Origin of the sequence: Okeania sp. KiyG1, from assembly GCF_014132355.1 — a bacterium.
GTDB lineage: Bacteria > Cyanobacteriota > Cyanobacteriia > Cyanobacteriales > Microcoleaceae > Okeania.
The window spans coordinates 24,127-39,710 of sequence record NZ_BLZO01000117.1 but is presented as its reverse complement, the minus strand read 5'-3'; the positions used below and the strand labels follow the sequence as shown (position 1 = coordinate 39,710).

General features: G+C 36.3%; 13 protein-coding genes. 2 read left to right on the top strand and 11 right to left on the bottom strand.

The genetic code is table 11. The annotated features are described in order from the left end of the window. Window positions 1-225 precede the first annotated feature (225 nt). Together psaM and ndk are read right to left on the bottom strand one after the other, a co-directional pair. Window positions 226-321: a photosystem I reaction center subunit XII gene (gene psaM / locus SAGCYANO_RS27465; RefSeq protein ID WP_071525264.1), complete on the bottom strand. Its 96-nt coding sequence runs from the start codon at window positions 319-321 to the stop codon at window positions 226-228. A 344-nt stretch (window positions 322-665) separates the two neighbouring features. Continuing rightward, a complete protein-coding gene (ndk, locus tag SAGCYANO_RS27460) occupies window positions 666-1,115 on the bottom strand; it encodes a nucleoside-diphosphate kinase (RefSeq protein WP_202222976.1) in 450 nt (149 codons plus the stop codon). Window positions 1,116-1,782: 667 nt separating this feature from the next. On the opposite strand from ndk, the gene speA reads away from it, so the two are divergent. Beyond that, window positions 1,783-3,855 carry a biosynthetic arginine decarboxylase gene (gene speA, locus SAGCYANO_RS27455; protein WP_202222975.1) on the top strand — a complete coding sequence of 691 codons (2,073 nt, stop codon included), beginning with the start codon at window positions 1,783-1,785 and terminating at the stop codon, window positions 3,853-3,855. A 1,951-nt stretch (window positions 3,856-5,806) separates the two neighbouring features. On the opposite strand, the gene SAGCYANO_RS27445 is transcribed toward speA, so the two are convergent. The 9 genes from SAGCYANO_RS27445 to SAGCYANO_RS27415 form a co-directional block, all read right to left on the bottom strand. After that, entirely contained in the window at window positions 5,807-5,977 is a 171-nt protein-coding gene (locus tag SAGCYANO_RS27445) for a hypothetical protein (RefSeq protein WP_202222973.1), read from the bottom strand. A 6-nt stretch (window positions 5,978-5,983) separates the two neighbouring features. After that, window positions 5,984-7,150 carry a sugar phosphate nucleotidyltransferase gene (locus tag SAGCYANO_RS27440; protein WP_202222972.1) on the bottom strand — a complete coding sequence of 389 codons (1,167 nt, stop codon included), beginning with the start codon at window positions 7,148-7,150 and terminating at the stop codon, window positions 5,984-5,986. Window positions 7,151-7,478: 328 nt separating this feature from the next. Next, window positions 7,479-8,324, bottom strand: a complete 846-nt coding sequence (locus tag SAGCYANO_RS27435) for a segregation/condensation protein A (RefSeq protein WP_202222971.1) — start codon at window positions 8,322-8,324, stop codon at window positions 7,479-7,481. 640 nt (window positions 8,325-8,964) lie between these two features. Continuing rightward, window positions 8,965-9,294, bottom strand: a complete 330-nt coding sequence (locus SAGCYANO_RS27430; protein WP_237396746.1) for a LapA family protein — start codon at window positions 9,292-9,294, stop codon at window positions 8,965-8,967. 1,323 nt (window positions 9,295-10,617) lie between these two features. Beyond that, window positions 10,618-11,037, bottom strand: coding sequence for a DUF3153 domain-containing protein (locus SAGCYANO_RS48130; RefSeq protein WP_255502735.1), 420 nt, complete (start codon window positions 11,035-11,037; stop codon window positions 10,618-10,620). 65 nt (window positions 11,038-11,102) lie between these two features. Beyond that, window positions 11,103-11,414: a DUF3153 domain-containing protein gene (locus SAGCYANO_RS48125; RefSeq protein ID WP_255502727.1), complete on the bottom strand. Its 312-nt coding sequence runs from the start codon at window positions 11,412-11,414 to the stop codon at window positions 11,103-11,105. A gap of 2 nt (window positions 11,415-11,416) precedes the next feature. Next, window positions 11,417-12,286, bottom strand: coding sequence for a metallopeptidase TldD-related protein (locus tag SAGCYANO_RS27420; RefSeq protein ID WP_237396745.1), 870 nt, complete (start codon window positions 12,284-12,286; stop codon window positions 11,417-11,419). Between the two features lie 4 nt (window positions 12,287-12,290). Then, window positions 12,291-12,725, bottom strand: a complete 435-nt coding sequence (locus tag SAGCYANO_RS45745) for a PmbA/TldA family metallopeptidase (protein ID WP_237396744.1) — start codon at window positions 12,723-12,725, stop codon at window positions 12,291-12,293. A 742-nt stretch (window positions 12,726-13,467) separates the two neighbouring features. Then, a complete protein-coding gene (locus SAGCYANO_RS27415; protein ID WP_202222970.1) occupies window positions 13,468-13,815 on the bottom strand; it encodes a single-stranded DNA-binding protein in 348 nt (115 codons plus the stop codon). A gap of 691 nt (window positions 13,816-14,506) precedes the next feature. Between SAGCYANO_RS27415 and SAGCYANO_RS27410 the strand changes: the two genes are divergently transcribed. After that, the gene (locus SAGCYANO_RS27410) at window positions 14,507-15,508 is read left to right on the top strand and encodes a rod shape-determining protein (RefSeq protein ID WP_305081057.1); all 1,002 of its coding nucleotides are present in this window, start codon (window positions 14,507-14,509) and stop codon (window positions 15,506-15,508) included. Window positions 15,509-15,584 lie beyond the last annotated feature (76 nt).

Here is a 15,584-nt window from a genome sequence, read left to right as displayed (position 1 = left end):
TAGCTTCGGAAACTCCTGTAACTGATAACTGCAATGACCTTTAATTTTCACAGCAAAGACATTTTTTGAGGATTCCTATTCCATTTAGATAAAAAATTTGTCCCAACAGTTTTTAACATAGTAATTTCTCAATCATACTTAGGGCTTGCTAAAAAGCAAAAATTTGACTGTATCCTGAGAAGCAACTGTTAGGACAAATTTAGGTTTTGATAATTGACCGAGATTTTATTTGTAAAGCTCAGTTGAGAGTCGGAATGCTAAGATTCCTGGGATGAGAGCAATTACTAGAGCAACTAATACTTGAGTATCAGATAGAGGCATAGTTCAAAACTCCTAATGTTTGTATTTGTACTTTGCAGTTAATTTTCCATATTTTACCCGCAATTGGCAAATTCACAACTTGAAACAAACACTAATTTTTCTTCTTCTTCGATACTACCCGTTTGATGTATTTATTTATGATGTGGGGTTTGCTCTTGTCTTAAACATCTCGTAAAAATCTTAATATAAGTCAACAGAAGTTTACAAAAAATAATATTCAAGAATATAGAATTTAGTTAAACTATTATTAATATTCGGTAAGTGGTAATTGTTCGTCATTAGCTCCCTGATTTAGAGAGCTAACTAACAAAAATTCTAGATAAGAAAAATCTTCTCTATTCTGTTTATTCAACAATCCACTTAGTCAGACTTGGCTCCCATGTGGCTAATTCTTCCTCTTTAAACCAGAGACTAATTTCCCTTTGAGCAGTCTCAATTGCGTCAGAGCCATGTATCAAGTTACGGCCAATACTAATTCCATAATCACCCCTAATTGTACCAGGCTCAGAGTTTAGAGGATTAGTTGCCCCAATAATTTTTCTCGCAGACGCAACAACTCCTTCACCTTCCCAAACCATTGCTATTACTGGACTAGAGATAATAAATTCTACTAATCCATTAAAAAACGGTTTTTCCCGGTGAACATCATAATGCTGTTCAGCTAGTTCACGACTGACCATCATCATTTTCAGACCTACTAGGGTAAAACCTTTTTTTTCAAAGCGACCAATAATCTCGGCTACAAGTCCTCTTTGGACCCCATCGGGTTTAATAGCTATGAAGCTGCGTTCCAAACTGATACTCCTCAAAAATTTTCTGAATACACAATACAGATTAACCTGATTTGACGCTTTCCCCCTGAATATTTGTGTGGCAAAAAATTTTTCGGTTGAAGATTTAATTCTTGACCAAAAAATAAGGTCAATAGCCTCCCCTTGGCTGCGCCGCGAGCTACCGCTCTACAAGGGGATAAAAAAGCGGTCGAGGGATGGCGAGGTCCCCTCGCCATATCCAATCGACCAAGAGAAAATCAAGTTCAATATTTCAATCCCAATACTTTCCTGGGGAATGCTGCGCAAACAGGTAGAGGTACTGATAACTGATAACTGATAACTGATAACTGAAATGACTGGGGCACTTAATTATAGAACCCTGATAGTATCTTGATCGGCGATTCAGTTTTTTTGCCAGGAGTCAGAATTTCCTAGGTTATGCTCCGCAAACAGGAGTCAGCAGTTAGAAAGTGGAGGGAAGACATAAGGGAAAAAAGGTTGAAAAATACTCTCCACCTCCCTATCTCCCCATCTCTTTTTAAATGGATTGTATGAGAGCAAACACTACCTATAGTGTTGTGCTATAGTTTTTTGCTACTACACCTAGCGTTAATGCTTAATTATCCGAATTTACCAGTAATTAAGTTACAATTATTCCAATCTTAGTATATTAAAAGTAAAACACTTCATGGATTTACAGTCAACTATAAATCAAAATACTTCTGATATTTCAAATAACACATCATTAACTAATACTTCTAAAACAGAAATTGAGCGGATAAACCCTGAACAAAAAAAAGTATGGACTATTGAAGATAGTGAGAAATTATATAGAATTCAAGGATGGGGTAATCCTTATTTCTCAATTAATTCTGCCGGTCATATTACAGTTTCTCCTAAAGGCGATCTAGGAGGTTCAATAGACCTATTTGAACTGATTGAATCTATTCAACAAAGAAATATAGGATTACCTTTAATTATTAGATTTTCCGATATTCTCGAAGATAGAATTGAACGTTTAAATGCTTGTTTTTCTAAGGCGATCGCTCGTTATAAATATCAAAATATTTATCGTGGTGTATTTCCAGTCAAATGTAATCAAAATCGTCAATTAGTAGAAGAAATTGTTGAATTTGGTAAGCCTCATAAATTTGGTTTAGAAGCAGGTTCAAAACCAGAATTGTTAATTGCTATAGCTACCTTGAATACGACAGATGCACTAATAATTTGTAATGGCTATAAAGACCGAGAATATATTGAGACAGCAATGCTAGCTCAAGGGTTAGGAAAGAAAACAATAATTGTGATAGAACAACTAGAAGAAGTGCAGTTAGTAATAGAAGCTAGTCGAAAACTAAATATTAAACCCGCAGTAGGAGTTCGAGTAAAACTCAGCACTAAAGGTATCGGTCGTTGGGCAGGAACTACAGGCGATCGCGCTAAATTTGGTCTTGGTATTCCAGAAATAATTCAAGTTGTTAATCAGTTAAAAAATGCAGATATTTTAGATTCTTTGCAGCTCTTACATTTTCATATCGGTTCTCAAATTTCTTCAATTAGTGTAATTAAAGATGCTATTAGAGAAGCAAGTCAAATTTATGTAGAATTAGCTCAACTAGGAGCTAATATGAAATACTTAGATGTCGGTGGTGGTTTAGCTGTTGATTATGATGGCTCAAAAAGTAAGTTTTATGCTTCCAAAAACTATGATATGCAGAACTATGCCAATGATATTGTGGCAGAAGTAAAAGAAGCTTGTGAAGAGAAAAATATATTACCACCTATATTAGTTAGTGAAAGTGGCAGAGCTGTTGCATCTCATCAATCAGTTCTAATTTTTGATGTTTTAGGAGTTAGTCAAGTTCCAAAAGAAGAACCGGAAGTTGTTGAAAAAGACGAGCATTTAATTCTACAAAACCTCTACGAAACTTATCAATCTATTAACAAAAATAATTACCAGGAAGCATATCACGATGCAATTCAATTCAAAGAAGAATCTATTAGCCTATTTAATTTTGGATATCTGAGTATTAGCGATCGCGCCAAAGTAGAACAACTTTACTGGGGATGTTTTCGGAAAATTCAAGAGATATTAAAAGGCTCTGAATATATTCCAGATGATTTAGAAGAACTAGAAAAAATCATGGCATCTATTTATTACATTAATCTTTCTGTTTTTCAATCTGCTCCTGATAGTTGGGCGATTAATCAATTATTTCCAATTATGCCTATTCATAGGTTAGATGAAGAACCTACAGAAAAAGCTATATTAGCTGACCTTACCTGCGATAGTGATGGAAAAATAGAGCAATTTATCGATCTACGAGATGTCAAGTCACTATTAGAATTACATCCTCTTCAAACTCAAGTTAGCGAGAAATATTCTGAAGATTTCGCCAGTCAAACATTAGAAAATTACTCAAAAGAAATTGCTTCTAATTTTCAACCTTACTATCTAGCAATGTTTCTTGGAGGTGCTTATCAAGAAATAATGGGTAATCTACATAACCTATTTGGTGATGTTAATGTTTTGCATATTAAATTAACCCCTTCAGGTTACAAAATCGAACACGTTGTTAAAGGCGACACAATGACAGAAGTATTAAATTATGTTCAGTATAATTCTGATGGTTTAGTAGAAAGTATTCGTCGTCAAACTGAGCAAGCTTTACAAGAAGAAAAAATTACCATTAAAGAGTCAAGAATGCTACTACAAAATTATGAAAATAGTCTCAGCAGTTACACTTATTTAAGTAATTAGGGTTTGCTGAAAAAGTCTTTTTCAGGAGTAGGGGAGCGGGGAGCGGGGGAGCGGGGGAGTAGGGGAGTAGGGGAGTAGGGGAGTAGGGGAGTAGGGGAGTAGGGGAGCGGGGGAGTAGTTAGGAGAAACGAGGAATTAATTAGGAGATAGTCGGATATATTTGTCGATTGTAATTTTTCTGCTATCCCCCCTGCCTTTTATGCTAAGTTTTTGAGGGTTTTCAACTAAAAACTAGACACTTTTTTCAACCTAAAAAGGCGCTTACCTTTATCAAAAGAGTACTTTTAGATTTAATCAGCAAGCCCTAATTTAAGAGATAGTTGGATATATTTTTCCCTTAATTTTTCTGCTATCCCTCCTGACTTTTATGCTAAGTTTTTCAGGGTTTTCAACGTGATACCAGGCATTTTTTTCACTCCTTTAAATGCTTATATCATGTAAGCATTCAGCTATTAGCGGTCAGCTGTCAGCTTTTTAAAGAATGAAGTAAAAATTCGTTTAACTTATACTATATTTTCGTAAGTATTTCCTGCGGAATGCGGAGCTAACAGCTATTAGTAGTCAGCTCGAGCGCAATAAGACCCTGCTTTTAAGGACATAGTTTAAATGAATATAGACTTTAACAACTTTTGTAGTAAGATTAATTCTAGCTCAATTAATACAGCTTTAAAGCCACAGGAAAAGCAATAGCTGAAGTCCGCAGTTCCGACCACAGGAGGCTAGCTGAAGTCCGCAGTTCTGACCATAGGAGGCTAGCTGACGGCTGTTTGCGGAGCATTCCGGAGGAAATGCTTACTATATCATGTCCGTTAGTATAGGAGCGTGTATAGGGGCAAGGCAACAGTTCCGGAAAACAATAGGCAACAGGGAAATACATTTGGGTTTGCTGCTTCTATTCATGTCAAACACCTTAATGTCTAGGGCTATAAAAGCTAGGGTAATATCTACCATATTTAAGGTTTTTCCTTCTTTCTTCTTCCTTCTTCCAACTTCGGTCTTCCTTACTTTAGCTATACAATACCGATGCTACCGGACATGATATAAAACCTTTATCAAAAGGGTGCTTTTAGATTTAATCAGCAAGTCCTAATTAGGGTTTGCTGAAAAAGTAGGAAGTTCAACCGAAAAATGTAGGCCCTTGTAGAACGAAGTGTTAAACGGTTTCAGATTCCTCAACCCAACCTATTCCTTCAGAATTTCCTTTTTCCTTCTACTATAAACTGTAGAAAATTTAATGAAGGAACTTACTTATTTTTGCTGATAATAGCAAACAGTTGCTAAACCATCTAATTCACTATTATCTCCTCTCATAAAATTTTTGAGAATTAGGTTTTTAATTGTTTTCACAGTTTAAATACCTTAGAAATTGCCACTTCTTTGTGAATAATTCGGTAGTGACTTTACTGATACAATACTCTGCAAACATTGTGCAGCCAGGAAAATATTGCTCATATACTATAGTGGATATAAACTATATTCTGCTAATTTCTAAAGTATCAACTCAACAAATTAATAACTCTTATTTCAACGTTGGTTGAAGACCCGCGCTCTCCCGAAGGGGAGCGTCGGGATGTTTGCGTAGCATTCCGGAGGAAAAACCAATCAATCTTGCGGTTTTTACAAGGGTATGCTATTCTAAACAGAATTAGGCTGCTGGGCTAGCAGTGTCAGTCTGTGGAGCGACCGTAAGACCAGAAAGAGGTTTGGCCTCGGAGGCAGGTGCTACGTTAGCGCAGCTCCTCTGTCAAGAGGAAGCAGAAAGTCCTGAGCCGCGAGGTTTAGGAGTCCCGTGTTGTCGCGCCATGCGCAACGTCGGGAGGATGTCAATTCCTAGAATTCTCATCTATCTATAGAAAAGACGACACACCCTCAAAAAATTTATCAACATAATTGGGTCGCGCAACCCCGTCTTTTAAGGCGAAATATTTTTGGAGCATTGCTCTAATCCCCGTTACAAAAAAACTTCTGACTCTCTTGGTGCGCATTCCCTCTCTTGGTCGGCGTTCCGCAAGCGAGCTGGCGTCGTCGCGGGGTCCGACCGCAAGCGAGCTGGCGTCGTCGCGGGGTCGCACCGCTTCTGACTTCTGACTTCTGACTTCGTTAACAACCCTTCCTTGTTCAATACAAGTTAACCGCCATTTTCCTGCAAAATATCCTTAATAGTTTCATGTTCAGCAGGAGGATCGCAAGGGAAAGGATGACGAGTATCAGTAATTAGCCAATCAAGAGCAGCAGCTTGAAGATCAATTGAAGCTCCAGTCTTATCCACACAATAGCGACCAAATACTAACTTATCAATCAAACGAGCTCCAGGACCTAAACGAGAATACTCAAAAATTACACTGCTATCAACAGTAGCACCACTACAAATCCAGCAGTTGGGACCAATCATAGTAGGTCCAACAATTTTTGCCCCATCCTCAATCCTAGTCATACCACCAATATAAACAGGTCCTTCGATATCAACCTGATCCCAGTTGACTGCCACATTTAAGCCAGTATAAATTCCTGGAAAGACTTCCTTACCAGGGATAGAAACATTTTTCACTTGCCCCATAAGTACATCACTAATTGCTCGCCAGTAGTCTGGAACTTTTCCAATATCCACCCATTCAAAATCCATTGCCACACCATAAAACGGCGCTCCTATCTCCACCAACTTGGGAAATAACTGACTACCAATATCAAATTCCATACCAGACGGAATATAATCAAGCACTTTTGGCTCAAAAATATAAATACCAGTATTAATATCAGTACTAAGAGCTTCTTCAACTTTTGGCTTCTCTTGAAAAGATTGAATTCGCCCTGCTTCATCTGTCACTACAACACCATAACTAGAAACCAGTTCGCGAGGAATAGATTTCATAATCACGGTAGCCATCGATCCTTTTTCTTTGTGCCATTTAAGCGCTGCGGTCAAATCCAAATCTATCAAAGCATCACCACAAAGGACTATAAAAGTATCATCAAAGTAAGGATAAAAGTCTTGAATTCGCTTCATACCACCAGCAGAACCCAGTGCTTCCCCAATCAAGTTTCCATCCTCAATTCGTCCTTCAAAAGAATAAGCAATATCTACCCCAAACTTTTGACCATCACGAAAATAGTCCTCTATTTCCTTTGCTAAATGGCTAACATTGACCATAATTTGGTCAACACCATGTTGACGAAGCAACTCTACCAAAAATTCCATTACTGGTTTTTGCAGAATAGGAATCATTGGTTTAGGAATACGATAAGTAATTGGACGAACACGAGTTCCCTTACCTGCGGCCAGAATCATGGCTTTCATTTTGGTTTCCTCCACCTTAAAAATGCCAAAAATACTAAAATACTTATATCTGTGTTCTCAGCTAACACAGTTCACTCCGTTAAAATCTCAGATTAACAGAGAGAAAAGCAAAATGAGAATATTTCAATTTTCCTATTTAAAGGTAGATCGATAAGTTTTGATTTACCAATATTTTGTTTATATTTTGGCTAAACATTGAACTACTGGACACATTTTTCTAGGTGATATGTATAAATATCGGATAAATAATTTTTCTTGGATGTTTTCTAATTTTCAGCTTTCAGATATAAATTAAAGTTCCAAATTTTGAGTTTTAGTAAAGAAGGCATTAACAATTATTCTCTAAAACCGATCGCCCCTCAGAAGTAGATGATATAGTACGGATTCTAATATCTTGATAAAATTCTTCTTGAGATAACTCAACTTTAGACTGAGCAGAAAGGAGTAGTAATGCCCAAAATACACCTACTCGATCATGATTGACTTGGACATGAGTATGTTCATTTTCAGCTTTGGACTGTAATACTGAGGACCACAATTCCAAAAGGCGATCGAATTCCAGACAACCTTCACTATAATTTGGTAATTCTTCTAATAGTAACTTTTCTAGGTCACTAGCTGTATCTACTAAATTTTCCTGGTGGGCTAACTCTGCAATTGCTCTAGCTGCTTGCTCTCTTGCTTTTGAGCTAGTTTTGCGAGTCCGGGGACGTGCTTTTCTATCTTCTATAGTAGATTTGATTAGTTGTAACTGGTCGATTAATTCTTGAAGGGTGACTCGACGTTTGCGCTGAGAAGGAGCAACAGCACGACGACGCAATTGTTGTTCTAATTTCAGTGGTGTTTTTGGTGTTTCAAAAGTTTCTGCTTCTGGAATTTGGACTTCTTCAGATATTTCTGAATTTGTTTCAGATGATTCTGAATTAGCTAAGTGGTCTGCTTTTAGCCATACTAATATAGATGCGTATAAAAATGCTTGACCTGACTGAGACAAATTTGTAAAGTCATCATTTGCAGAAATATTTGACTCAGGAGTTAGTTTGCTTAAGTAGCGGTCTATTACGTCAATTACTTGAACATCCCAAGGATTAATTTCTCCCTTTTCTGCTAAGTTTGTGAGTAAAGCAATTCCTTCTGAAACGGTTTCTGAAACTTGAGGAACTCCAACTGTCATGTCTGTAGTTTTTTCCTATACTTTTATATAAATAATTCTCAGATTAACTTAGAAATTTCTTAACCTAAGAATTCGCGCTTTCTAGTAAGCGCAGGACTATTTAGGGTTTGCTGAAAAAGTCTTTTTCAGGAGTAGGGGACCCACCCTCGCCCCTCCCTCCCAGGAGGGGAGTAGGGGAGTAGGGTAGGGACGTTGCATGGAACGTCCGTACGGGAGTATTTTTTTGCCCAACTCTCGCCCAAAATACGCTCCATGCATGAGCATGAAGGGCTGAAAACCAAGGTATTTCAGACCTAAAAAGTCTAAAACCTTTACCTGTAAATGCTTTGAGATTTATTCAGCAAGCCCTATTTAGAGTAAGTGACATACTCCCACACTAGATTACAAGAATCAAATGTGGACTTCTCAGCGACTCTACTATGTAGACATTGACTGAGCTAACAAGGGATACCCCACCTCTACAATTAACAATTAACAATTAACAATTAGCAATTAATAATGAAATATTTGCCTTTGAGTTATTAATTATTCATTATTAATTACATTATTTGCTTTCGGTCATAAATCTTTAAATATCTATATAGAAGAACATTTCGATCTATCTCAGGCGATATTTCTGCTAGCTTAACTAATTATGATTTTATTTAGAAGCTTCTGCTTCAGCAGATTTCCCTGTTTCAGATACAGTTTCTGCTGCAGGTAAACTAGCTCTTTGAATCAGTTCTTCTTGATAGCGTTCCATATCTTTTTCTAATTCTTTAATGCGTTTATTTCTGCTACGAATTTCTCGCATTTCTCCGAAAGTTGTGATGGTACGTTGCACTCTTGACCACAAGTTAAATACCCATGCCAAAATAGCTCCTAACCCTGTAGCAATTACAAGTTCTACAGATAAAGGTGCTTCAAATTCAATACCTTGAATAAGTTTGATTGTAGTTAATTGGGTATTCTGTAAACTGAATATAACCAATGCTAAACAAACTAAAAAATCAGCAAAAAATTAATCGGTCTCATTATTTTTGTTTTGATTTATTTTGACAACTACCGATACTTAATTTATACCAGATAAAGTATGGATTGACAACAATATATTTGTAAGCAAAAAGCCGTCAGTTATTAGCTAGCCTCTTGCAGAGGAACTGCGGACTTCAGCTATTAATTTTGGGGAAGGTCATTTAAGTTATCAGTACCTCTGCAATAAGGAGGCTTGACCTTGGCGAATATTATCTTTTTTTATCCCCTTAAAAGGGGAGGTTTCATACCAGAATTTTTCGGTAAAAGCAATCTTTGAAATTTATAGAGAATAAAAAGTTACTTTCATTAATTAATAATAGATAATGGATAATTACCTCTGGTTAAAACCATTCTTGATTAAATATAAGGAAATATTATTTCTTCTGTTGGTCGATTGGATATGGTTAGGAAACCAATCCATCCATCGACCGCTTTTTTCCCCTTGAAAGGGGAGGCTGAGTAAGCTGAATTATTGTAAGCATTTCCTGCGGAATGCGGAGCTAACAGCGATTAGCAGTCAGCTATCAGCAAACCCTAATTATTCATTACTTCTAAGGTAAGCATTTCCTGCGGAATGCGGAGCTAACAGCTATTAGCGGTCAGCTGTCAGCTTTTTAAAGAATGAAGTAAAAATTCGTTTAACTTATACTATATTTTCGTAAGTATTTCCTGCGGAATGCGGAGCTAACAGCTATTAGTAGTCAGATCGAGCGCAATAAGACCCTGCTTTTAAGGACATAGTTTAAATGAATATAGGCTTTAAAAACTTTTGTAGTAAGATTAATTCTAGCTCAATTAATACAGCTTTAAAGCTACACGAAAAGCAATAGCTGAAGTCCGCAGTTCCTCCGGAGGAGGCTAGCTGATAGCTGACGGCTGTTTGCGCAGCATTCCGGAGGAAATGCTTACCTTCTAAGATTTAGGAAGGGGACTTTAACAGTAACTTTTATTCTGTCTCATTTCTCAATTATTTTTACCTTCCCCAAAATTAATAGCTGAAGTTCGCAGTTCCGACCATAGGAGGCTAGCTGAAGTTCGCAGTTCCGACCACAGGAGGCTAGCTGACGGCTGAATGCTTACGAATTATTTAATTAATAATTATTAATTATTAATTATTCGGTCAAAGTATCTTTCCCAAACCTTAGAAGTAATTATTTATTATTAATTGCTGTTAATGTAGTTCCGACCCAGTAAGCTATCTGACTGATAATAGCTTTTTGCCCATTATGTAGGAAATGCTTACATATATTTTATACTTTTGATGCAGTAGCTTAATTTTTTAATCTTCAAAAATTAGGCCATAAATAGTATAAAAATAAATGTTAATTAATCTATTTTTAATAATTCCTAAAGCAGGGAGTACTTGATATTTTAAAGCTATACCTAAATAAACAAATAAACCAATTAATATGGTACCTATTCCTATAGGACTAGGAACCCAAAAAACCACATCTAATGAGTTTAATTCTCCTGGATTGAATTTCCAGACAATTTCTCGATCGCTTAGATAAGTTATTGTCTCATTTTCAGTTGCTTCAATATTGCTAAAACCCCAAGGTGTAGTTAATTGAAACTCTAAATCTAATAACTCACTTGGATTAACTATAACTTTGCTACTAGATGTAGATAACTGCAAATCTAAATCAATGCTCAATTTATTCCGCAGTGCTAAAAATAAATTCTTTTGACTTACTTTAATATGAGATTCTAATTTAGGTAAATCTGCTGTAATATCCGCAGAATAATTGTCAGATTCTTGTGTATCTATAGGTTGAAAAAACGATTAAATTTTTCTTCTAATTCAGCACCATTATTAAAAGGAACTGTAACTAAAATTTCTTGAGCAGATATTTTTTGTGTTTTTCCTTGTAATTTATCAACTCTAGTTTCTATACTTTTTAACCATTCAGAAACTATCTTCCCACTAAAATTATTTAACTCATCTGCTAATTTAATATGTTGTACAATTTCACCATGGTTTTGGCTCTCAAAATTTATTCCCACTTCATATTTAACGCATCCATTCAGTAGTAAAACTGCCAAAAAACTAATCAAAATAACCTTAAGCACTTTCATACCTAAACCTCCCTTGTTGCTACACCTAAATTTTGAAATACAATACATGGCAAATAATAACTATTACCAACTAATTCAGGAAAATTGCCTATATCTACCAAATTTTGAAATGCTTCAAAAACATTACCTGCCACCATTGTATTCTTAACTCTACCCGTTATTTCACCTTTTTCTACCTTATAACCTAAATCTAAATTGACAGAAAATTCTCCTGCTAATTGATTAGATTGACCCCCTCCTAATACCCGGTCCACTATTAAACCTTCTTTTATATTACTAATCAATTCTTTTTCAGAAGCTTTCCCAGGACTAATACTCAAATTTACTAAACTAGGAGTTGGTTGAGATAGTCCATCTCGGAAACCATTGCCAGTGGACTTGCATCCACCACGAGCTGCCCATTGTTGGTCCCAATAGAAACTTTTCAAAGTGCCTGCTTCTATAAAAGTCTTGACCGTAGTTGGGATACCTTCATCATCAAAGGAACAAGCATCAGGCCCTATATTTGGGTCTTCAAAGAGAGTAAAGCGGGGGTCGAACATAGTTTCTCCCACTTTATGGGTAAGAGGGGAAGCTTTTTGTACGACAAGCTGTCCAGATAAAACAGTTTTAAATAATCTAGCGATCGCCTTTCCTACTGCTGTGGGAGTAAAAAATACGGGAAAATTTCCAGTAGTAATCTTAGCTGAATTTTCTGCCCATTGATATTTTTGGATTAATTTTTCTAGTAGTTTATTGATATCTAAGGGTAGCTCGCTTATGATATCTGAAGTAGATATTTGGAGAAAGTCTTCATTCCGAACTAAGTTACCGGAAATATTAACATTAACTAACCGATTAAACCTTTGAGCAAAAACATCAGTATTAGTCAAAATTTTAATATTTTTTGTTCTGAATGTTAAAGTCTATATTGACTAGAATATCGGGGTTATAATCATGAATCTTTTCAAGAATTTCTTGACCAGAGCTAATTAATTCATTAACTTTAGGTAAATTGCACTCTAATTCTGGGTAATTAAAATTGTATGAAGAAGCAAATTGAAATTGTGCAATATCACTAACTTTTGCTGTGTGAATTGCTGCTGCAACTAAATCTTCAATTCTAGTCAAATCTGTAGAACTAGCAAAACCTAATCTACCTTGATAAATTAATCTGAGAGCTACTCCTTGTTGAGCCTTAGTTTGTAGAGACTTTAAACAATTGTTTTCAAATTTTATTGGTGTTTCCTGAGTAGATAAATAGTAAATTTCTACAGCTTCAGCTTTCTGAATAGCTAATTTAAGAATTTCCTCTAGAGTAGACTCACTCATAGTAGACATCTGGGGAGTAGGGAAATAATTAATAATTAATAATTAATAATTAATAATTACCTCTTCTTAAAAAGAGGATTGATTCAAGAGAACTTGTTTCCTTTTTTTATCCCTGAAAGGAGAGACTTTAAACCTTAATTTTTCGGTAAAATTGGAGTTTGCTCAAGGGGGGCAACTTGTCTTTTGGCTATCCCCTACTCCTAATATCAATTACCATGCATTAATGCTTAACTTAAGTAGCGCTTCAATTATTAATTAACTAACACAAGCAGGGTCGCATTTTTGATAATTAGTACTCCAGCTAATATTAATTATTCTGATATTTACCGAAAAATTGTGGTTGAAAGCTTCCTTTTTTAAGAGGATATCTGAAAAGTTTTTGATGCTGAATTTTGCCCACCGAGCAAGCCAACCTTGGGGGAAAAGTCAATTTGCTTCTAAAAGTCCCCCAATGCGTGGGGGATGCGTGGGGGCTTGGATGTAGCAAATGGGACTTCTCAGACAACCTCTAAGGAGATAAAAATAAAAATTTTCCTTTGAGTCAATCTTATCCGTTTTAAAGGAGAGGTAATAATTAATAATTAATTATTAATTATTCAGGACTTAGGCAAAGGCACTATTTATAGAGTCAAAGTACTATTGGACAATAGTTTTGAGCGCTATATATAGCGTATCTGCGTAATATAAGTCCTATTATTAATTATTGAATACTCCCCTACTCCTAACTCAAAAACCTGTCAAATTAAAACTCATCGTAACTTTGTGCATCATCACGTTTAGAGCCTAATAATTCTAGTTGGTATACTCTAATTACTGGTTTAGAGCGATTGGCCCCTGTATTACGGTCTTGCCAGTAATCAAACTTGAGAGAACCTTTTACTCCTATCAAACTACCTTTACGAACATAGTCAGCAGCAATTTCTCCAGTTCTATCCCAAATTTCTAAATTGAACCAGTCTGGTTGGTCAGTCTTGCTAGAACGACGATTTACTGCCAAAGTTAAATTACAAACCACACTACCAGACTCAAAATATTTAACATTAGGGTCTCCACCAGCCCTGCCAACCAAAGTAACAATATTTAGACTCATACAAAAATATATTAAAAATTAAATTCCAGCCTGATTATCTACAAGAGTATCTCAAAAAGAGTGACATCTCCCACACTAAGCTGACGCTATATTGTGGGCTTCTCGTTTCTTACCGAATAATTAATAATTAATAATTAAATAATTCTGGTTTAAAGCCGACCCTTTTAAGGGGAAAAAAGCGGTCGAGGGATGGCTAGGTCTCCTCGCCATATCCATGAGACCAAGAGAAAAGAAATAATATTTCCTTATATTCAATTCCGTAGCGGTTAAAACCAGAGGTAATTATCAATTATCAATTATCAATTAATGAACTCCGGTATCCCGTCGGGAGCCATGAAGCTCTAAGGAAGTCTGGTCCCTGCCACCCTATTTTTGATATTTATCGCGACATTTAAGTCGCGGTCTATTACTATGTCCCAATGAGGACAAGAATAAGTTTTTTCATATTATTCAACAACCGATCTAATCTAACACATCCTCCGGATTCTGTCCTTATCATGTAGCACTATAAAATCAGGGACAGTTAAATTTGCTTGCATCAATTCTTGTATAGTCCTGATAGACTGAGGGGAAAAAACAGAATAGAAAACCTCAGCTATATTTATTGATAAATTATTACACAAACTTAAGATTGAATTTTGGGGGTCAAAAGTCAGTGGGTTGGATAAATCGTTTTTCTTTGTCTAGGGACATTGGAATTGACTTGGGTACTGCAAATACCCTTGTATATATATCTGGTAAAGGTATTGTTCTTCAAGAACCATCTGTGGTAGCTATTGACCAGGAGCAAAAAACTTCTATAGCAGTAGGGGAAGAAGCGAAAAGGATGCTGGGCCGAACTCCAGCTAATGTAATTGCGGTCAGACCTTTACGGGATGGGGTCATTGCTGATTTTGATACAGCAGAATTAATGCTAAAGCATTTTATTAGAAAAGTTCATGAAGGGAAAACCTTGGTATCTCCAAGAATTGTAATTGGCATTCCGAGTGGAGTAACTGGTGTAGAAAGAAGAGCTGTAATGGAAGCTGCGGCTCATGCTGGTGCGAGAGAGGTACGGTTAATTGATGAACCGGTTGCTGCTGCTATTGGTGCCGGGTTGCCTATGGCTGAACCCACAGGTAATATGATTGTGGACATTGGCGGGGGGACTACAGAAGTTGCTGTTTTAAGTTTACAAGGTACAGTTTTAAGTGAGTCTGTCCGTGTAGCTGGAGATGAATTGAATGATGCTATTACTCAGTATATGAAAAAAGTCCATAACTTGGTAATAGGGGAGCGGACTGCTGAAGATATCAAGATTAAATTGGGTTCAGCTTATCCGACTCAGGATGACAATGAGGTAACAATGGAAGTTAGGGGTTTACATTTATTATCAGGTTTGCCCAGAACTGTTACTGTTAAATCTGCAGAGACTAGAGAAAGTATGACAGAACCTCTATCAATAATTGTAGAGGCAGTTAAGCGAACTTTGGAACGTACTCCTCCTGAATTAGCAGCAGATATTATAGATAGAGGTATTATGCTAGCTGGTGGTGGTGCTTTATTGAAAGGGATAGATACTTTAATTAGTCATGAAACTGGAATTGTCACTCATATTGCAGCAGATCCACTTTCCTGCGTAGTATTGGGTACTGGTCGTGTCTTGGAGAATTTTAAACAACTTGAAAGGGTTTTTAGTGGACAAATTCGCTAAAATTCGGCTAGTGTCGCTACGCGGAAGTCAAAAGTCAAAAGTCAAAAGTCAAAAGTCAAAAGTCAAAAGTATTAAC

Bases quoted from the DNA above. Each gene is read 5' to 3' on its own strand.
- psaM (WP_071525264.1), bottom strand. From the start codon at position 321: ATGCCTCTATCTGATACTCAAGTATTAGTTGCTCTAGTAATTGCTCTC.
- speA (WP_202222975.1), top strand. From the start codon at position 1,783: ATGGATTTACAGTCAACTATAAATCAAAATACTTCTGATATTTCAAAT.
- SAGCYANO_RS27440 (WP_202222972.1), bottom strand. From the start codon at position 7,150: ATGAAAGCCATGATTCTGGCCGCAGGTAAGGGAACTCGTGTTCGTCCA.
- SAGCYANO_RS27435 (WP_202222971.1), bottom strand. From the start codon at position 8,324: ATGACAGTTGGAGTTCCTCAAGTTTCAGAAACCGTTTCAGAAGGAATT.
- SAGCYANO_RS48125 (WP_255502727.1), bottom strand. From the start codon at position 11,414: ATGAAAGTGCTTAAGGTTATTTTGATTAGTTTTTTGGCAGTTTTACTA.
- SAGCYANO_RS45745 (WP_237396744.1), bottom strand. From the start codon at position 12,725: ATGAGTGAGTCTACTCTAGAGGAAATTCTTAAATTAGCTATTCAGAAA.
- SAGCYANO_RS27415 (WP_202222970.1), bottom strand. From the start codon at position 13,815: ATGAGTCTAAATATTGTTACTTTGGTTGGCAGGGCTGGTGGAGACCCT.